This window comes from Buchnera aphidicola (Melaphis rhois) (assembly GCF_005080745.1).
Classification (GTDB): Bacteria; Pseudomonadota; Gammaproteobacteria; order Enterobacterales; family Enterobacteriaceae; genus Buchnera_B; species Buchnera_B aphidicola_AT.
In genome coordinates this window covers 305107-326337 of the sequence record NZ_CP033004.1, presented here as the reverse complement: position 1 = coordinate 326337, position 21231 = coordinate 305107, and the positions used below count along the sequence as shown (strand labels likewise).

The 21231-nt window shown below is 24.9% G+C and carries 17 protein-coding genes and 1 pseudogene; 6 read left to right on the top strand and 12 right to left on the bottom strand.

Annotated elements, in window-relative coordinates:
- The 3 genes from D9V73_RS02930 to phrB form a co-directional block, all read right to left on the bottom strand.
- A partial coding sequence (locus tag D9V73_RS02930; protein ID WP_410051755.1) for a 2-oxoglutarate dehydrogenase E1 subunit family protein occupies positions 1-884 on the bottom strand: 884 nt, incomplete at its 3' end.
- Positions 885-1278: 394 nt separating this feature from the next.
- A complete protein-coding gene (locus D9V73_RS01420) occupies positions 1279-2022 on the bottom strand; it encodes a Nif3-like dinuclear metal center hexameric protein (RefSeq protein ID WP_158336505.1) in 744 nt (247 codons plus the stop codon).
- A 16-nt stretch (positions 2023-2038) separates the two neighbouring features.
- Entirely contained in the window at positions 2039-3466 is a 1428-nt protein-coding gene (phrB, locus tag D9V73_RS01415) for a deoxyribodipyrimidine photo-lyase (RefSeq protein ID WP_158336504.1), read from the bottom strand.
- A 171-nt stretch (positions 3467-3637) separates the two neighbouring features.
- On the opposite strand from phrB, the gene fldA reads away from it, so the two are divergent.
- The gene (gene fldA, locus D9V73_RS01410) at positions 3638-4156 is read left to right on the top strand and encodes a flavodoxin FldA (RefSeq protein WP_158336503.1); all 519 of its coding nucleotides are present in this window, start codon (positions 3638-3640) and stop codon (positions 4154-4156) included.
- 63 nt (positions 4157-4219) lie between these two features.
- Here fldA and gap read toward each other — a convergent pair whose 3' ends face one another.
- The 4 genes and pseudogenes from gap to D9V73_RS01390 all read right to left on the bottom strand — a co-directional run bounded on the left by gap (position 4220) and on the right by D9V73_RS01390 (position 8726).
- Entirely contained in the window at positions 4220-5221 is a 1002-nt protein-coding gene (gene gap / locus D9V73_RS01405; protein ID WP_158336502.1) for a type I glyceraldehyde-3-phosphate dehydrogenase, read from the bottom strand.
- 367 nt (positions 5222-5588) lie between these two features.
- Positions 5589-6827 (bottom strand): FtsX-like permease family protein, encoded by a 1239-nt coding sequence (locus tag D9V73_RS01400; protein ID WP_158336501.1) that lies wholly within the window; start codon positions 6825-6827, stop codon positions 5589-5591.
- Between the two features lie 15 nt (positions 6828-6842).
- Positions 6843-7531, bottom strand: a pseudogene (locus D9V73_RS01395) (ABC transporter ATP-binding protein).
- Positions 7524-8726, bottom strand: coding sequence for an FtsX-like permease family protein (locus D9V73_RS01390; protein WP_158336500.1), 1203 nt, complete (start codon positions 8724-8726; stop codon positions 7524-7526). Before D9V73_RS01390 ends, D9V73_RS01395 begins: the two are co-directional and overlap by 8 nt.
- 1700 nt (positions 8727-10426) lie before the next feature.
- Here D9V73_RS01390 and D9V73_RS01385 point away from each other — a divergent pair.
- On the top strand, positions 10427-11425 hold the full coding sequence (locus tag D9V73_RS01385) for a beta-propeller fold lactonase family protein (protein WP_158336499.1): 999 nt from the start codon (positions 10427-10429) through the stop codon (positions 11423-11425).
- Between the two features lie 42 nt (positions 11426-11467).
- On the opposite strand, the gene bioA is transcribed toward D9V73_RS01385, so the two are convergent.
- Entirely contained in the window at positions 11468-12757 is a 1290-nt protein-coding gene (bioA, locus tag D9V73_RS01380; protein WP_158336498.1) for an adenosylmethionine--8-amino-7-oxononanoate transaminase, read from the bottom strand.
- Between the two features lie 79 nt (positions 12758-12836).
- Here bioA and bioB point away from each other — a divergent pair, with 79 nt between their 5' ends.
- From bioB to bioD, 4 genes are read left to right on the top strand one after another with little or no spacing between them, the layout of a single operon-like run.
- A complete protein-coding gene (gene bioB, locus D9V73_RS01375) occupies positions 12837-13868 on the top strand; it encodes a biotin synthase BioB (RefSeq protein WP_158336497.1) in 1032 nt (343 codons plus the stop codon).
- Positions 13868-15046: an aminotransferase class I/II-fold pyridoxal phosphate-dependent enzyme gene (locus D9V73_RS01370; RefSeq protein WP_158336496.1), complete on the top strand. Its 1179-nt coding sequence runs from the start codon at positions 13868-13870 to the stop codon at positions 15044-15046. Before bioB ends, D9V73_RS01370 begins: the two co-directional genes overlap by 1 nt.
- Positions 15003-15755 (top strand): malonyl-ACP O-methyltransferase BioC, encoded by a 753-nt coding sequence (bioC, locus tag D9V73_RS01365; protein ID WP_187307813.1) that lies wholly within the window; start codon positions 15003-15005, stop codon positions 15753-15755. The genes D9V73_RS01370 and bioC overlap by 44 nt, the downstream gene beginning before the upstream one ends.
- Entirely contained in the window at positions 15752-16426 is a 675-nt protein-coding gene (gene bioD, locus D9V73_RS01360) for a dethiobiotin synthase (protein ID WP_158336494.1), read from the top strand. Before bioC ends, bioD begins: the two co-directional genes overlap by 4 nt.
- Before the next feature lie 82 nt (positions 16427-16508).
- Here bioD and glyA read toward each other — a convergent pair whose 3' ends face one another.
- The 4 genes from glyA to rlmN form a co-directional block, all read right to left on the bottom strand.
- Positions 16509-17771, bottom strand: coding sequence for a serine hydroxymethyltransferase (glyA, locus tag D9V73_RS01355; protein WP_158336493.1), 1263 nt, complete (start codon positions 17769-17771; stop codon positions 16509-16511).
- A gap of 38 nt (positions 17772-17809) precedes the next feature.
- Complete coding sequence (hisS, locus tag D9V73_RS01350) at positions 17810-19099, bottom strand: histidine--tRNA ligase (protein ID WP_158336492.1); 1290 nt, start codon at positions 19097-19099, stop codon at positions 17810-17812.
- Positions 19100-19220: 121 nt separating this feature from the next.
- Positions 19221-20315 (bottom strand): flavodoxin-dependent (E)-4-hydroxy-3-methylbut-2-enyl-diphosphate synthase, encoded by a 1095-nt coding sequence (ispG, locus tag D9V73_RS01345; RefSeq protein ID WP_158336491.1) that lies wholly within the window; start codon positions 20313-20315, stop codon positions 19221-19223.
- Positions 20316-20458: 143 nt separating this feature from the next.
- Positions 20459-21231 (bottom strand): 23S rRNA (adenine(2503)-C(2))-methyltransferase RlmN (rlmN, locus tag D9V73_RS01340; protein WP_261979196.1); only part of this gene is annotated, 773 nt, incomplete at its 5' end.

The window sequence follows — 21231 nt, the reverse complement described above, 5'->3', positions numbered from 1 at the left end:
TTAGTATTTGTACATGTGTTAAATCCCATGTGATACTTTACATCTCCACTATTAGAATTGTATTTCTTCATTATTTCTGAAAATTCATTAAATATATCTTTAATTGGTTTATTTAACACGTTAATTAATACATTTAATCGACCTCGATGAGACATACCTAAAATTATTTTGTTAACATCCATTTTAGTAGCATAATGTATCGTCTCTTGTAGCATTGGTATTAACGATTCAGAACCTTCTAACGAAAAACGTTTTGAACCAGGGAATTTGGATGCAAAGTATTTTTCTAATGTTTCAGCTGAAATTAAATTTTGGAGTAAATTTTTTTTTTCCTGATTAGACAATGTATGTTGACTTAAATCACGTTCAATATAATTTTGAATCCATGTTTTTTCATATTGACAATTGATATGCATATATTCATATCCAATACTACTACAGTATATTGCATATAAAGTAGAATATAATTTTTTTAAAGTAATATTATGAAAAGAAAATTGTGATAATTTCATTAAAAATTTTTTATTAATAATTTCGATATCCATGTCGAATAAAAATGATTCTAATGTTGGACAAAATTCACGTTTTGTTAAGTTTAATGGATCTAAATTTGAAAATTTATGTCCATATCTCCGAAAAAATTTTATTATATTAGATGCTATATATATTATATTTTCTTGACTTTTATAATTTTTATTGTTATATAGCTTTAACTTGTGATTTGAGTGTGTATTACTAAAAATTGTTGAAAAAAAAGCACGCCAAGATTGTTCAACAGAATTCGGATTGATTAAAAATTGTTGATATATTTTTTCTAAATAACATTTGCTAGCATTCAGTAATAATGAAAAATCTGATTTACTGTTAAATTCATCTTTTCTCATAATTTCCTTGTATAGATAGTATAATTGTAAATATGATATTTAATGTTTAACATTATTTAAAATAATGAATAATAAAAGTTATTATTTATACAATAAAACTATTAAAAATTTAATAACAGAACAAAGTAACTAATAAAATACATTCTACGTTTATTATATAAATTATGCTTGAAAAGAATTATAAATATTATAAATGCTATAGGTTTTCTTTATTATTTGTTATAATTTTAAAACAAGTGTATCTTTTAAAAATTAATATATAATAAATTTATAATAAACTAATAACGTTTATACAAAATTTATATTATATAATTATCAACTGAACATGTATTATTTTTATAACTTTTAATAAAACATATTTATAATATGTAAAATCATTCTAAATTAAATATAGTCATATAGGATTGTAAACATTAATAAAAGTAACATCTAAATTACATGTATTATTTATCCAATTAGTCAATGCTATTATCCCTCCGCATTCACTAACATGATGTCCAATAGAGAAAAAATGAAGATTATTTTCTCTAGCGACATGAATTGTTTCTTCTGATACTTCACCAGTTAAAAATGCATCTACTCCAAATTCAGCAACGGAATTTATAAAACTTTGTCCTTTTCCACTACACCATGCAACCTTTTGAATGATTTTAGAAGCTTTATGTTTGTAATGAAAAGGAACTCTGTTAAATTTATTTTTTATAATTTTAACGATCTCTTTTTCAGTTACCTTTTTTTTAAATACCCCCCAAGGGACTAATGGTAATATATATCCTTTTAATTTTATGTTTAATATCTTTCCTATCTGAATATTATTTCCTAATTCAGGATGAAAATCTAGAGGTAAATGCCAACAATACAAATTAATATTATTTTCGAGTATAGTTTTTATTCTATTTTTTAACATTCCTTTAATAGTTCTCTCGTTGTTTTTCCAAAAATATCCATGATGTACTATTACAGCTTGTGCTTGACGTTTAACAGCAACATCTAATAGTTCCTGACAAGCTGTAACTCCAGTTATAACCTTATTTACCTCTGAAACGCCTTCTATTTGTAATCCGTTTGGAATATAATCGTTATATTTTAAAGAATTGAGTTTGTCATTAATGATTTTTTCTAATATAGTATTTTTCATAAATTTATTTATATAGTTATAGTTTATATTTTGCAAGTTTAAAAACTGTTAACATTGTTTTTTTTGAATCAGCAAGATTAATTATTGGTTCAGGATAGCTATTTCTTCTCCGTATTTTTCTATTCCATGTATTAGGATCGTGTATATTGGTATATGATATTTTTGTTAATTCAGGAATGTATTTACGAATAAATTTACCCTGTGCATCAAATTTTTTAGACTGTAATATAGGATTAAATATTCGGAAATATGGTGCGCTATCACTACCTATTGAAGAAATCCACTGCCAATTACCATTATTTAATGCTGTATCCCCGTCAATAAGTCGTGACATAAAATACTGTTCTCCTTTTCTCCAATCTATCAATAAATTTTTTACCAAAAAACTAGAAGTGACCATTCTTAAACGATTGTGCATCCATCCAAGTTGATTTAATTGACGCATTCCAGCATCTACAATAGGAAATCCTGTTTTTCCACGTTTCCAAGCTTCAAAATGTTTTTCGTTGTTGCTCCATTTTATATTATTTTCCCAATCACATAATACTTTTTGTTGACTTAATAATGGATGAAAGTATAATAAATGTTTAAAAAATTCACGCCAAATTAATTCATTAACCCAACAACATTTTTTAACATAATATGCATATGTGTTAGGATAATATTTAAATAATAAAAATAAACATTGCATAGGAGACAATACACCAATAGACAAATGAGCAGAAAGCATGCTAGTATCATTAGATATAGAATTATTTTTGGTAAAATATTTGTTAAATTTGTTTTTAAAAAACAGCTTTAATTTCTTTAATACTTTTATTTCTCCAATTGGAAATAGTTGTTCATTAAATCGATGAAAATTAAAATCAAATGGAACGATAGGTGTATTAGATGTGAGTATAATAGTTTTTCTTTTCTTAGGTATAAAAATATCATTTAAAGAGTTTTTTAATACTTCTAAAATACATCTGTTCTTAAAATGACTATATTTTTTGTACATTTCACCTTTTTTGTTTATAATAACTCCAGGTGGAATTAATGTAGAACTATGAAATCCATTTGAAATAATGTGATACTTTTTTAATTTTTTCATTACCATAATATCTCTTTTCTGTTCTAAAAATTCATATTCATAATTATAATATAAATTATTTACTTTGTTTTTTCGACAAAATTTGATAAGATAGTTTACTGACTCTAAAAAAGTAGTAGATTCATGATAATATAAATAAATATTTAACTTCATTAGTTCTTTCTTTAAAAAAATAATGTTTTTATAGATTAAAAATGCTTTTCTAGAAGACATTGAATTTAATTTCCATTGGTGTGGACAAGAAATAAATAAAGCTAATATTGTAGCTTCACAGTCTTGACATGCTGAATAAAGAGCTAGGTTATTACGTATTCTTAAATCACTTCGAAACCACATAAGATTAGTTTTCATTGTATCCTTTAAGTTTGTAGTAAATGTAGTTAAACATTTTTTAAAAAATAAGACTTTTCAATTTTATTGAACATATTATCTAATGTTATTATAGATCTTGAAAGATAAAACACTAAACGATTTATAAAAAGTTTATTCACAAATTTTTAATTTCAATAGGAATACGCTTATATGGAACAAAAAATAGGTATTTTTTTCGGTAGTGATACAGGAAACACAGAAATGATAGCAAAATATATTCAAAAATATATGGGTAATAATATAGCTACATTACATGATATTTCTAATTCTAAAAAAAAAGATATGGAACAGTATAATGTGATTATATTAGGAACATCTACATGGTATTATGGAGAATTACAATGTGATTGGGATGACTTTTTGCCAGTTTTAGAAACAATTAATTTTTGTAATAAAACTATTGCGCTATTTGGGTGTGGAGATCAAGAAGATTATTCTGAATATTTTTGCGATGGAATTGGAATTTTATTCAATACTATACAAAAATCACATGTTAATTTTATTGGAAAATGGCCTAACCACGATTATTTTTTTGAACATTCTAAAGCTTTATATAATAAACAAGAATTTTTAGGATTAGCTATAGACGAAGATCGACAATCAAATAAAAGTAAAGAAAGAGTTATAAAATGGACTAACCAATTAAAAAAAGAGTTAAATATATTATAAATTTCATATAACATTAAGATGTATAATGTTAATACGAAATTTATAAAAGTTATATAACTAAATTTATGATTGTAAACACACTAATTCTACTAAATCCAAAACTTTACTAGAATATCCAGTTTCATTATCATACCAAGCTATTAGTTTGATAAAATTATTGTTTAAACATAATCCAGCAGTAGCATCAAAAATAGAGGTTAACTCACTGCCATTAAAATCTGTTGATACAACTGGTTCTTCAGTATATCCTATTATATTTTTCATATTCGTTTTAGAAGCGTTTTTTACTGTTTGACATACTTCTAAATAAGTAGCTGATTTTTTTTGACGAATAGTTAAATCTACTACAGAAACGTTAGCTATAGGTATTCGAAAAGCTATACCAGTTAATTTGTTATTTAATTCAGGTAATACTTTTCCTACAGCTTTAGCTGCTCCTGTCGAAGAAGGAATAATATTTTGAAGAGCACTTCTTCCTCCCCTCCAATCTTTATTTGATAATCCATCAACGACTTTTTGAGTTGCTGTACTAGCATGTATTGTCGTCATTAATCCTTCTATAATTCCAAATTCATCATTAACAATTTTTGCTATAGGAGCTAAACAGTTAGTAGTGCAAGACGCATTGGAAACTACTTTTTGTCCTGAATATGTATTGAAATTAACACCCTGAACAAACATTGGTGTGTCGTCTTTAGACGGACCAGTGATCACTACTTTTTTAGCCCCAGATTTTATATGTTTAGAAGCATCATGAGTAGTTAAAAAAATTCCGGTAGATTCTACTACTACGTCAACTTCTAAATCTCCCCACAATAAATTTTCTGGATTTTTTTCATTTGTTATTTGAATTTTTTTGTTATTAATTACAAGAAAATCATTTTTAACTTGTATTGTTCCGAAAAAATGTCCATGAGTAGAATCATATTTCAACATATATGCCATGTATTTTGTATCAACAAAATCATTTATGGCTACTATTTCAATATTAGAACGCAGTTGAGCTAACCTGAATACCATTCTACCTATTCGTCCAAATCCGTTAATACCCACTTTAATAGTCATTGTTTTACCAATTATTGTTATTAAGAAAAAATAATTTAAAAGTATTTTAGTTTCCAACTATTGTAATTAATAAAATATAATTTCATTAATTTTAAAATTTTATATTAATAATAAATATTGTATCTATAAAAAAATTTTTGTTTTATTCGAAAAAGTTATGTATTAAAAAATACTTTTTAATTTTCCGTTCAAAGATATTGTTTCTAAAACGTTGGTGAATTTTTCGTTTATGTTTTCTATAACGCGCGTTTCTAAGTCTGCGATTAATTAACTGCATTATTTTCCTTAATAATTTTTTTTTATTTAATTTTTTAATAAATTTTAATAATTATTATACTAAAATATACTTTAATTTAGACAACATAATTTAATATTTTTTTAAAATTTCTATAGGGTTAATTTTACTCGCATAATAAGCTGGATAATAGCTAGTTATACACCCTATCAAAAACAGTATACAAAATATTGATATAATATCTACACAAGATACAGAAATAGGAATAAAATCAATGAAGTAAATATTTTCAGACAATATTTTTCTATCTAAGTATTTTTCTATATAATGTATTAAACGTTTAAAATTTAATAATAATATTATACTAAATAATAACGATGACATTCCTACTTTGAATATAGATTTAATACCATGAATTAAAAATATAATTCTTATTATATAATTATCCAATCCTAACGTTTTAAGTATCGCAATACTATTAACTTTTTTAGATACCTCTAATAGAGTAATTGAAGCTATGCTAAAACATGAAATAATAATAATTAATATCATAGTTGAATAGATTATAGTTTTTATTAATTTAATATCACGATATATAAAACCGTATTCTGCTATCCAAGTTTTAATTACAAAATTATTTGATAAATGTGTTTGAATTTCTTTAAAAGTTTTATTTATATCAAATGGATGTTTTACAAATATTTCTAATCCTGAAATATCAGATTGCATATTAAGATGTTTTTGTAAATCTAAAATAGACATTAAAACTAATTTATCGTCTATACTACTATTAATTTGAAAAAAATCTAACACTTGTAACGAAAGATATTTTGGATATAACGTCAAAACATTATAATTATTAGGAATAATAACGTTAATCCAATCTCCTTTTTTAATAGATAAACGTTTTGCTATATTTTTCCCAATTAATATCTGACTATTATTTTTTTGCATGTTTTTTAACGTTTTAAAATTAATAAATTTAAATAATTTATTAGATCCATGATCGTTATTAAAATTTAATCCTCTTAATTGAATACCTTTTATACCGTGTGTATGATTAATTAGTGCTGTAGTACTTACATATGGTGTTATGGATACAATCTCAGATGATAATTTTAGTAAATTTTCAATTTTTTTCCAGTTATGAAATGATTTATGTATAGGAAAAATCTCTCCATGTGGAAATACAGATAGAATTTTGTTATTTAATTCCATTTGAAATCCATTTAAAGCACTAAAACTCACGATTAAAACGAATGTTCCTACAAATATGCCAATTTTAGAAATAGTAGATACTAGAGGAGCTATGCTATTTTTTTTAAACGTAATGTTAAATTTTTTAGATATTAGTATAGGCAAATAAATCACCGTACAACTTCCTTTTTAAAGACTAACTTTATATAACTTTCCAGATTCTAATCTTATTTTTAATGGTATGTTTTTAAACAATCCGAGATCATGTGTAACTATTAAAAAAGTTATTTGATATTTATCATTAAATCGTAAAAATAAATCTAAAATGTGATGAGAATTTTTTTTATCTAAATGCCCAGTAGGTTCATCAGCTACGACTAAACTAGGCTTTGTAACTAATGCTCTAGCAATAGCTACCCTTTGTCGTTCACCTCCAGATAATTCTGAAGGATAATTGTTACTTTTTCCTTCTATTCCTATATTTTTTAAAATGTTATATGCTCGTTCAAATGCTGTTGATTTATTTTTTTTTTGTATTAACAACGGCATAGCAACATTTTCAATCACATTAAAATCTAATAATAAGTGATGCAGTTGATATATAAAACCTAAATGATAATTCCTTAATATAGATTGTTCTTTATTAGAAATGCTATGCATATTTTTATTTAAAAAAAAATTTTTCCTGAATCAGGTGAATCTAAACCACCTATAATGTGTAAAAGAGTACTCTTTCCTGACCCAGAAGAACCAAAAATAGACACCATTTCGCCTTTTTTTAATGTTAAAGAAACGTTATTCAATATATATTTTTTTTTTGATTCATTTCTATAAGATTTATATATAGATGTACATTTTAATAGAGGAATCTTATTCATAGGCTAACCTTTTTGACGGAAATATTGAAGTAGCTTTCCAAGAAGGATAAATAATAGATAATAAGACACACGTTATAGTTAATAGATTAATTACTGCAATTTGATGTGGAACAATAGAACAAGGTAATATAAAATCTCTCGAAAAAAAGTTTATAATTGATATTACTCCAATAGTTTTATTCATGATAAATAAACCTAGAAATGTACCTAATAACGTCCCTATTATACCACTAAGCAATCCTTGAAAGATAAAAATTAATATAATATTATATCTGGATAAACCTAATGTTGTAAATATAGAAATATCTCTTTCCTTATCCATAATAAACAAACTAACAGAAACAACTAAACTAATAATAGAAATTATAACAACTAAGCTAAATAGTAACATCATCATATTTTTTTCTAATTTCGAAGCTTGTAGTAATTCTCCTTTATTCTCTCTCCAATCTTGTATTAATACATTAGGTATATGTAAGTTTTTTAAATAATTTTCAATATCTAATGGATTCTTTAACCACAAACGTAATTTTGTAATGTTATCTTTAGAATAATGTAAGAAATTAGATAAATCATCTTGATTTACTAATATTTGATAATTATCTATTTCGTTATCAGTAATAAAAGTATTTATTAGCTTAAAAACGCGCTCATTAGGTATACTTCCAAATATAGATAATTGACTAAAGTTCGGAGTAATTAATCTAAATTTATCACCAATATTAATATTTAATATGTCTGCTAATCCCTGACCCATAATTGCATTATAATAATTTTTTTTTAATAAACTGATATTATCTGTATGTGTCAAATAAAGCTTAAATATGTTACATGCATCATTATGTATAGAAAACGCTGAACCAATAGACATTCCTGAATTACTTTGAACAATAACATCACTAATAATAGTTTCAGAAATTTTATTTATATTTTTTGAAATAATTTTATTATTTTTACTTACAAACTTATTTATATTATTTTTGGAATCACTGATGACAACGTGGGGAACAAAATTTAAAACGTTATTTTTTAGTTCATCTTCAAATCCATTCATAATAGAAATTACGATAATAATAGCTGATATTCCGAGTGATATGCTAATAATAGACAATATATTTGTTAGTTTATTAAAAAGGTTACTAGATGTACTAAAAAAATATCGAACTCCTATGAAAAATAAGACAAACAAATTCATATCAAAGTATCTTATAATAATTTTTTATTGAAATATTTAAAATAACGTAAAAGTGATATTTTAAAGCTACAATATGGTTTTATAGTTATCGTCAAATATTTATCATTAAGTATATAGTAATTATTTTAGTTTATTAAAAAATAACATAATTTTTGTTATTTAACAAAATAGATATTAATCACTTATAGTACTATAATATCAATTAATATTTATACTATTCTAGTATATTAAATAGTAAAAATAATTAAACGATTATTCTACTAAAAATAATTTTTTATTGAATTCAAACTAATATTATAGACACAGTATACTTTTTAAGCATATTTATATGTAAAATATTAAAATAAAAGAATATTAGTAATTTTAATTTAAATATTTGATGTCATATATTTTATATATTTATATTTCAATAATATGAAATATATGTAATAAAATTAACAATATATTTTTATAGTTTATAACATAAGATGTTACTTACATAAAAAATTGAACTTATAATTGTTTATTTTATAATAATTGAAATAAAATATTTATTAAAAAATCAAAAATTAGTCCTGTAATTATATGTTTTAAATATAAATACAGTGACGTTAAAGTTTAAATTTAACTCAGACATAGGTATTGAAATTAAATATTTAATCTTTTAGCATTAAAAATAGTTATAAATTGTACGTTTCTATAAAGTCTATGTACTCATAGTCAATAAATAATATTAACTATTAGAAAATTTAATTTTTATATATTATAAATTAATAATTGGAATTAAAAAATTAGAAACTTATAAATAAGTACATATATTTTAAATAATATTAAAATACATTAACTTTAACGTTACTGAAGAAAATATTTTTAAATAAATATAAAATAAATATAATATTTTAAAAAATTCCAATTTTAATTTGTTAAAGAATTTAATTTATATTAAAATTGTTCGATTAAAATTTAATAAAGAAATTTAAATAAAACGTATCAACATGCATAGTTTAATTTTTATGTTAAATTATTTAGACTAAATTACAAAAACTAATACGACAAAATAATATTATTTTAAACTACCTAATGATAAATTTATTTAAAATACTATTCAAGATTTCTAATTTATGATTTTAAATTATAAATAATATAAATATGTAATTATATTTATAGAAATAAAATATAATAAATAAATTAGTAATGCAATTTTGTTTAATATAATAACATAAAATTAATATAAAATTATTGAAATGTATTTAATTTTTACGATATATATCTTTACATTTTAATAAAATAATACAATACAAATTATTTCATAACAAATAAGATTAAATTTTTTATTCAAATAATTAAATCAAATATTAAAATATACGTACTAATTATTATACTAAAATTACATTCAATTATATTATATTGTTAAATAATAGTATTTATTTATTATATTATTTAATACAATTAAATAATATAAATATTGTGATTTCTTATAAATCTAATTTACTTTATATATAAATGTACTGGTATTAAATTAGATTTAACATACACATTGTTTAATGAAAAAATTCTTACATAGATATAAACATAATTGTATTAATAAAAAAATAAAAAAGTTTATATTAATAAAATAGTAATTTTTCGACCTATAAACGTTCTACGTTGTATTACTTATAAAATAGTCATCTAAACTTAATTTGATAGTATACGACTTTTAATTAAGGATAATATAAAATATGAAACAAATAGTTTATGTTTCTAGTGCTAATAGTCAACAAATTGAAGTATGGGAATTAAATTCCGATTCATCTTTAAATTTAATTCAAGTATTAAAACTCAATGGTGAACCGCAACCTATTTTTATTGTAAAAGGTAAAAATTGTTTATATGTAGGAATACGTCCAAAATTTTGTATTAACTCATATCAAATTGAAAAAAGTGGTACTTTAATAGAAATGGGATTCTATAATGTTCCTTTTAGTATTAATCATTTTGAAATGGATAAAACAGAAAAATATCTGTTCTCTAGTTCCTATCATTTTAATTGCATTAATGTTACTATAACTAACTCATTAGGTATTCCCCAATCGTCAATACAAACTATACAAGGAATAAAAGGATGTCATGCATCACTAATGCATTATAATAATCGGAACTTGTTTGTATCATCATTAAAAACAGACCGAATTTATTTATATAATTTTACACCTGATGGAGTTTTGATAGAAAATAAAAATAAATTTATATCATTAAGTAACAATTCTGGGCCTAGACATATGATTTTTCAAAAAAATACTAATCGTTTATTTAATATTAACGAACTAAATGGAACAATAAGTATATGGCATGTAAATAAATTGTGCAATAGTGTTATATTTTTAAAAAACGTTGATATTGTATTAAATAAATTAAAAAGTTTTGCATGGTCTTCAGATATTCATATCTCTCCATGTAAAAAATATATATATGGTTCGAACAGAGGCAACAATACTATTGCAATAGTAGAAAACAACGAACATATTAAATACATAAAAGTAATTGGAAATATTTACACAGAGACACAACCTCGATCATTTGATATTGATCAAAAAGGACAACATTTAATTGTCGTTGGAGAACGATCTAATAGTATGAGTGTGTATAGTATTGATAATATAACAGGATTACTAAAATTTAAGAATAGATATCCAACTGGTAATAGACCTGTATGGATATCTATACATTCGATACATTAGAATAAAAAGTATTAATATAAACTACATTAATAATGCAATATTTTATTCTATAAACAAGTGCTTATAATTTAATGCAATAGATATAACATGTATAAGTCTTTTTAAAGAACTTTTATCAATGATATAAGATGGAACAAGATAAATTATATTATGAAACGGCCGTATCCAAACACCTTTTTTTACAAAAAAATCTTGTATTCTTGCAATATTTATATTACGCATACATTCAATAACACCAATAGCACCTAAAATTCGAATATCTTTTACGTTTGGATGATTTAATAATGGTGATAAAAACAAATTAAAATATTTTTCAATATTTTTTACTTGTTTTTTCCAACTTTTTTCTTGGAGTATTGCTATATTTTCGTTTGCTACTGCACATGCTAAGGGATTAGCCATAAACGTAGGGCCATGCATAAAGCATCCTGACGCACTACTACTAATAGTTTCTGCAATTTTTCTTGTAGTTAATGTTGCAGATAAAGTTATCATACCTCCTGTCATAGCTTTCCCGATGCAAAGGATATCTGGAACAATACGTGAATACTCAAAAGCAAAAAATTTCCCAGTTCTACCAAATCCTGTAGCGATTTCATCTAAAATTAGTGGAATATTGAATTCAGTACACAATGTTCTTATTTTTCTTAAAAACATAGGATGGTAGAAATTCATTCCACCAATACCCTGAACAATTGGTTCTAAAATTACAGCTGCAATAATATCTTTATTTTTTTCAATTAAATAATTAAATGAATGTATATCTTGTTCATCCCATTTACTGTAAAATGAACACTTAGGAGCATCAGAAAACAAATTTTTAGGAAAAAAATCACAATATAAGTTATGAAAAGAACTCATAGGATCACTTAATGATACTGCAGAAAACGTATCACCATGATATCCATTTTTAATTGTTAAAAATGTGGTTCTGTTTTTGTTTAATGCTTTCCAGTATTGTAATGCCATTTTTATTGCTACTTCAATAGCAACAGAGCCTGAATCGGAAAGAAAGATACAACTTAGTATTTTTGGTGTAATTTTAATTAATTTTCGACATAATGAAATAGCTGGATAATGTGTAATTCCACCAAACATTACATGTGACATTCGACTAATTTGTGTTTTTAAAGCACGATTTAGCCTAGGATGATTATATCCATGAATAACAGACCACCATGAAGACATACCATCAATTAACTGACGTCCATCGTCTAAAGTTAAAAAAATTCCTTTAGCCGACTTTATTAAATAACATGGTAAAGGATTAATCATTGAACTATAAGGATGCCATATATGTTGTTGATCGAACATTAAATCAGATTTATTCATGATGAAATATTATTTCGAAGAATGTAAATTACAATTATAAACCGTTATTTACTTAAATAGATAATTAATGGAGTTAAAAATGAAAAAAAAATGGGATTTTGAACAAGTAAAATTATTATTTGATTCGCCTCTTTTTGATGTTTTATTTCTTGCTCAAACGATTCATAGAAAATATTTTAATCCAAATGAAATACAAATTAGTACTCTATTATCAATAAAAACAGGTTTATGTCCAGAAGATTGTAAATATTGTTCTCAGAGTTCTAGATACAAAACAAATATAAAAAAAGAAAAATTATTAGAAATAGAAACAATATTAAAATCTGCTAAAAGAGCTAAAGAATTGGGTTCTGAACGTTTTTGTATGGGAGCTGCTTGGAAAAATCCTAAAGATAGAGATATGCCATATTTAGAAAAAATCATTAAAGAAGTGAAAAACATGGGAATGGAAACATGTATGACACTAGGAACTTTGAGTCGATACCAAGCAGAAAGACTAGCACAAGCTGGATTAGATTTTTATAATCATAATTTAGATACTTCAGAAAGCTTTTATAAAGAAATTGTAACAACTAGAAGTTATCAAGATCGATTAAATACTTTAAACATAATAAGAAACACCGGAATGAAAGTGTGTTCAGGAGGAATAATCGGGCTTGGAGAACAAACTAGCGATCGAATAAAATTTTTAATACAGTTATCTAATTTATCACAAGCTCCAGAAAGTATTCCTATAAATACGCTAGTAAAAGTTAAAGGTACACCTATGGAAAATAATAAAGATGTAGATATGTTTGATGTAATACGAATTATTGCAATTACACGAATTATGATGCCAAAGTCTTATATTCGTTTATCAGCTGGTAGAAAAAATATGAATGAACAAACACAGGCAATGTGCTTTATGGTAGGTGCTAATTCAATTTTTTATGGATGTAAATTACTAACTACTGCTAACCCTGAACGAGAAAACGATTTAAGTCTATTCAAGAAATTAGGATTACATTCGAAAAATCATTGTATTAATGCACATAATCATAGAAATATAAATGATATTTTTAAGAATAAAAATATCATAGAAAATCAACAATATTACAATGCAGGAAAATAATGATCTGGAAATTAAGAATGTCTAATGATATAAATACACATCTCAAAAAATTACAATTTAGAACTCGAATTGCAATTCAAAGTAATAAAAATGGATTAATTAAAATTAATAATACTAAATATATAAATTTTTCTAGTAATGATTATTTGGGACTGAGCAATGATGAAAGAATAATACGTGCCTGGAAACAGGGTGCGGATCAATATGGAATTGGATCATGTGGATCTAGCTTTATTACTGGATATAGCAAAATACATCAATCTTTAGAAGAAGAACTTGCAGAATGGATGGGATACCATAAAGCAATACTATTTATTTCTGGCTTTACTGCTAACGAGTCAGTAATTATGACATTAATTAAAAAAAGAGATCAAATTTTCGCTGATAGATTTTCTCATGCTTCATTATTAATACCGGCACATAATAGTCCAGGAAAATTATATAGGTTTGCACATAATGAAATTAATAGCTTAAAACGTCAATATTATTCTTCAAATGGTAGAGGAACATTAATTCTTACAGAAGGAGTTTTTAGTATGGATGGAGATTACTCTCCATTACTTCCTATTTTAAATTTTTCTAAGAAAGTAAAAAGCCTACTATTAGTAGATGATGCTCATGGAATTGGAGTATTAGGTGGACAGGGGAGGGGAAGTTGCATGAATCAAGGTGTAAAACCAGATATTATTACTATTACTTTTAGTAAAGCATTTGGAGTTAGTGGCGCTGCTGTACTGTGTAATAACGATATAGCGGAATATATTATACAATTTTCTAAACACATCATGTTCAGTACAGCTATGCCAGCAGCACAAGCATATACAATACAACAAGCATTAAAATATATTAAACAATCAGATGATCTTCGTAGTAAATTAAATAATAACATTAAATATTTTCTTAAAAAATCAAGAAATTTACCTCTTAAATTAAATAATTCACTTTCAGCAATTCAACCTATAATAATAGGAGATAATGAACAAGCTACTCAATTATCATCGCAATTAAAATTATCAGGATTGTGGATAAATGCTATACGTCCTCCAACTGTACCAATTCATCAAGCAAGATTACGTATTACACTCAACTCTATACATACAGAAAATGATATTGATTATCTTATCGAGAAATTATATGAATTATATAACAAACAAGAGAAAAATAGAGTATGCATTTAACAGAGCTGCAAAAAATTATGATTTTAATTCAACTTTACAGAAAGTTTCTGGAAATATATTATTATCAAAAACAAAATTACAATTTAATATTTCGATTCTTGATGCAGGATGTGGAACCGGGTGGTTTAGTAAAAAATGGAAACAATATGGAAACAAAGTAACAGCGTTAGATCTATCCAGAAATATGATCTTATATGCTAAACAATCAAAAGTAGCTGATTATTATTTACAAGCTGATATTGAGGCATTACCTATCAATAACAATATTTTTGATTTATGTTGGAGTAATTTATCTTTGCAATGGTGTCATAATTTATCCAAAGGTATTTCAGAACTGTGTAGAGTAACCAAGCCTGGAGGAATAATTTTATTTTCTACTATCGCAGACGGATCATTATCAGAACTCAAACAAGCATGGAGCGCTATAGATTCACATTGTCATGTAAATGATTTTTTAACTATTCAAGAAATTTCGTCTGTATGTCAAAAAAAAAATACTATTATAGATAGCGTTTGGATTACACTATCTTTTTCAAAAGTGTTAGAAGCAATGATGTCTATTAAAAAAGTAGGAGCTAATTATGTCAATAGAACTACTAATAAAATTGTTACAAAAAAAAAGATAGAAATATTAAAACAGTCTTGGCCACGTAATAAGAATGGATATTCATTGACTTATAAATTAGTTTTTGGGGTGATATATTTATGAAAAATTGTTGGTTTATAACAGGAACTGACACTAATGTAGGTAAAACAACTTATAGTATTTTATTATTAAAATTAGCAAAATCTCATGGATACTATACAGCTGGATATAAACCTGTTGCTTCTGGATCAAGAAAAGACAATAATAAAAATAATGATGCATATTTACTACAATGTTTTAGTTCTGTTATATTAACTTATAACGAAGTTAATCCGTTCTTTTTTCCTGAACCCATTAGTCCACATGTTGCCAGTAAAATATGTTCTACTCCTATTCGTACTGATGTATTATCATTAGGTTTGAGCAATCTAAAAAAAAAATGTAATTATATATTAATAGAAGGTGCTGGCGGATGGTTTACTCCATTATCTGAAGATGTTACTTTTGCAGATTGGGTAATTAAAGAAAAGTTAAGTGTTATTTTAGTAGTAGGAATAAGATTAGGTTGTATCAATCATGCCATTTTAACACAAAAAGCTATTATCGATTCTGGTTTAATTTTTTTCGGATGGGTTGCAAATTATTTATATCCTAAAAATAAATATGATGAAGAATATATTATTATTTTAAAAAAATATTTAAAATCTAAATTTTTAGGCTACATAAAGTATTGCTATAATTTAGAAAAATTCTATTATCCTGAAAATACCGTTATGTTACCTATTCACATGTAAATAAATGTTTTATCAAATATTTTCTATAACCAATTTACACCATCTCATCTGGGTAAAGATGGTATAATATTATAAAATCGTTTTAGATAGGTTTATAGACAGGAAATGCATTACATAAATCTAATATTTTCTCTTTTATTTGAAAAATATTTTTGACATCATGAATATTATCTAATATATCGCTAATCCAATGAGACAATTTATATACTTCAAGTTCTTTTAAACCCCTACGAGTAATTGCTGGTGTTCCTATACGTATTCCAGAAGTAATAAATGGATTTCGAGAATCATTAGGTATACTATTTTTATTAACAGTAATATTAGCTAATCCTAGTGCAGTTTCTGCATCTTTCCCTGTTAAACTTTTATTTGATAAATCTAATAATAAAAGATGATTATATGTTTTCCCTGAAACAACATTATACTTCCGATCTATAAAAATTTCTACCATAAGTTGAGCATTTTTAACCACTTGGATTTGATATGTTTTAAAATTAGGATTCATTGCTTCTTTAAATGCAACTGCTTTAGCAGCAATGATATGCATTAATGGCCCACCTTGACAACAAGGAAATACTGAAGAATTTATTTTTTTGTATAAAGAATCATTGTTTTTACCTTTTGCTAATATTAACCCTCCTCTAGGACCAGCTAAAGTTTTGTGTGTAGTAGCTGTTACAATATGTGCGTATTTCAGAGGATTAGGATATAAATTTGCAGCTACCAAACCAGCAATATGAGCCATATCAACTAAAAGATATGCATTAACTGTATCAGAAATGTTTCTTAACAACTTCCAATTACATATTCCAGAATATGCGGAAAAACCTCCAACAATAATTTTAGGTTTATGGATTTTAGCTAACTTTTCTATTTGAGAATAATTGATATCACCATACTTGTCTAATCCATACGAAATAGATCGATACAATTTTCCGGAAAAATTAACTTTAGATCCATGTGTTAAATGACCACCGTGAGAAAGACTCATCCCTAATATAGTGTCACCTGGATTTAATAGTGCATTATATACAGCAAAATTAGCTTGTGATCCAGAATGAGGTTGTACGTTAGCATAATCTGCATTAAATAAAGTTTTTGCACGATTTATTGCTAATTCTTCAATCATATCTACATATTCACAACCTCCATAATATCTTTTTTTTGGATATCCTTCTGCGTATTTATTTGTTAATACAGATCCTTGTGCTTCCATTACACATGAACTAGCATAGTTTTCCGAAGCGATTAGTTCAATATGATTTTCTTGACGATTATTCTCTTCTTTTATCATTTTCCATAAATCTAAATCGTATTCTTTAATATTTTTAAAAATGTTAAGCATAAACAGATCCTTTTACTTCAATTAATAATTTTTTTATTTTATAAATTATCTTCTACAAAAAACAATTTCAATTCCTGAATTACATTTTTAATTAAAGATATTTTTTGTTTTTTAAACTTTAAATCTTTTATTAATACTGTTTTATTTTTTACCTCTATCAGGCCTAATAATAATACTATTCGTGCACCTAACCTATTTGCTTTACGAAATTGTTTTGTAATATTGCTATTTAGAAAGTTTATTTGAACATTTTTATCCGGAAAGGCTGTTCGAACATTTTCAGATAATTTTATAGCATGTAATTCTATTTCTTTTTGTAAAAAAATAATAAAAATATCAATGCAAAGTATAACATTCAATGATTGATTTTTTAATGACTTCAATAATAATATGAGACGTTCTACTCCAATCGCACAACCTATAGCAGGAACGGAAATAGATCCTAAATATTTTGAAAGATAATCGTACCTACCACCTGCACAAATAGTATGTTTTGATGCTAATTTATTTGTTGTCCATTCAAAAACTGTTTTATTGTAATAATCTAATCCTCGAACTAATTTATAATTAACTATATAAGAAATGCCTATTTTATCCATAAGTTTACATAATTGTTCAAAATGTATTGAAGAATCATCATCAATATAGTCAGTTAAAATAGGAGCATCATCAATAATTTCTTTTATACTGTCATTTTTACTATCTAATATTCTAAATGGATTTGTATAAAGTCGACGTTGACAGTCTTTATCTAATAATGATTCATATTTTTTAAAATATAAATATAATGACTTTTTATAATTGATTCGATCATGTATCGATCCAATAGTATTTAATTCTAAGTTAATATATTGAGAAATATGTAAATACTTCCAGATTCTTTGCACTAACATAATGACTTCTAAATCAATATCAGGACCTATTAAACCAAACGATTCAATACCTAATTGATGAAATTGTCGATATCTTCCGCATTGCGGCTTTTCATAACGAAACATAGGTCCTAAATACCACAGTCTTTGTTCAGAATGTCTTAACAATCCATTTTTAATACAAGAACGCATGCATCCTACAGTTCCTTCTGGGCGTAATGTAAGATTACTATTTTTTTTGTCTTTAAACGAATACATTTCTTTTTCAATTATGTCAGTAGTATTTCCGATTCCACGTTGAAATAATTCTGTTTTTTCTATAATAGGAAAACGAATTTCTTGATAACTATAACTATTTAACACATTTTTAAAAATCTTCTCTATATATTGCCAAATCTGAATATCTTTAGGAATATAATCATGCATTCCTTTTACAGATTGAATTATGTTAGCCACATATTTACCTTTCTAGAACATTAAATGATCAAACGTTAATTTATCAATACAAATATATAAACTTTATTATTCTAGTATATTAACTGCTTTCAGAATTAAATTCTATTTCATATATTAGCATTTATGTTAAAGACAATAATTTTTTAGATTTATTACGAATCTCTTTTTCTAATTCATCAATAATTTGATTATTTTTAATACGTGATAATTGACGAACACCATCTTTATATAGTACGCTATCTTTTCTGTATCCAGTAATGCCTATAGTTGACGTAAGAGCTTCTCCTAAACCATTAACTGAACATCCAATAATAGAAACATCCATAGGCGTTGTAACATCTTCTAATCTTTTTTCAAGTATTTTAACTGTTTTAATAACATCAAATTCTTGTCTAGAACAAGTAGGGCAAGCAATGAAATTAATGCCTTTTAAACGAATATTTAGAGATCTAAGAATATCAAATCCTACTTTGACTTCTTCTATAGGATTTTCTGCCAATGAAATTCTAATTGTATCACCAATACCATCTAATAATAATAACCCAATTCCAATAGAAGATTTAACTGTTCCATTTCTGAATCCCCCAGATTCGGTTATACCTATATGCAAAGGTTGAGTTATTTGTTTAGCTAATAATTTATATGCTTTGACGGCTATATACATGTTAGAAGATTTTACACTAACTTTAAATTGATCAAAATTAAAATTATCTAAGTAGTCAATATGCCTCATAGCTGATTCTAACAATGCTTCAGGTGTCGGGGATTTATATTTTTCTAGTATATCTTTTTCTAATGATCCAGAATTTACACCAATTCTAATAGGTACATTGTTATATTTTGCACAATCTATTACTTGTTTAATTTTTCGTTTATTTCCAATATTACCAGGATTAATTCTTAAACAATCAGCTCCATTATTCAATACTTTTATCGCTATTTTATAATTATAATGTATGTCTGCAATCAATGGGATATCTACTTGATTTTTAATTTTTTTAAAAGCATCAGCAGCTTCCATTGTCGGAATAGAAATTCGAATAATATCTGCTCCAACATGTTTTAAATTAATAATTTGTTGTATTGTAGAAGTAATATCAGTAGTTTCAGTATTCGTCATAGTTTGAACAGAGATAGGTGCATTATTCCCAATAGGAACATTTCCAACATAAATTCGATCTGATTTTCGTCTCTTAATACATTGATTTATATTCATTTTTGTATCCATTATTTAAAAGATATTTTATCTTAAATATTATTTTAAATTTATTAAACGTACTTTAAAAAGTAATAAATATGTTTGTAATATCACAATCATTTATAATACAAAATGTCACAAAAGTAATATCAGAACAAAGTTTAACGTTTACTTATATTAATACAATTAATTGTTTTTCCTGTCAATTGCCCACAAGCTGCATTAATATCGTAACCTCGTGTTTTTCTAATAATAGTAATATATCCTTTTTTAATCAGAAAGTTAGCAAAATTCTTTATACTAGTATCACTACTAGGAATATAACAACTTTCTGATAAAATATTCCATGGAATTAAATTAATTTTACTGGGAATATCTCGCAGTAACAATGTTAGTTCTTTTGCATGCTGTAAAGTATCATTGACATTATGTAACATAACATATTCTATTGTTACTCGTCCTCTATTAGCATAAGAAGTATTAAGATATGATTTTACTGAATTCAACAAAGCACGAATATTGTATTTCTTATTAATTGGCATTAATTGATTTCGAATTGTATCATTAGGTGCATGAAGAGAAACAGCCAGTGATACGTCAATCATATTTTTTAATTTTTTTAAAGCAGGAACAATACCTGAAGTAGATATAGTTACGTGATTTTTTGAAAAGTTAAATCCTAAAGTATCCATCATAATTTTTAATGAATTAACAACATTATTTAAATTTAACAATGGTTCTCCCATACCCATCATTACTATATTAGTGATTTTTCTCAAATTATTTAATTTTTTGTCATATATTAATTTACCAACATACCAAATCTGTCCTATTATTTCTGATGTAGTTAAATTTCTATTAAATTTTTGTCTTCCAGTAGAACAAAAGGTACATGATAAAGCACAACCCGATTGAGATGAAACACATAATGTTA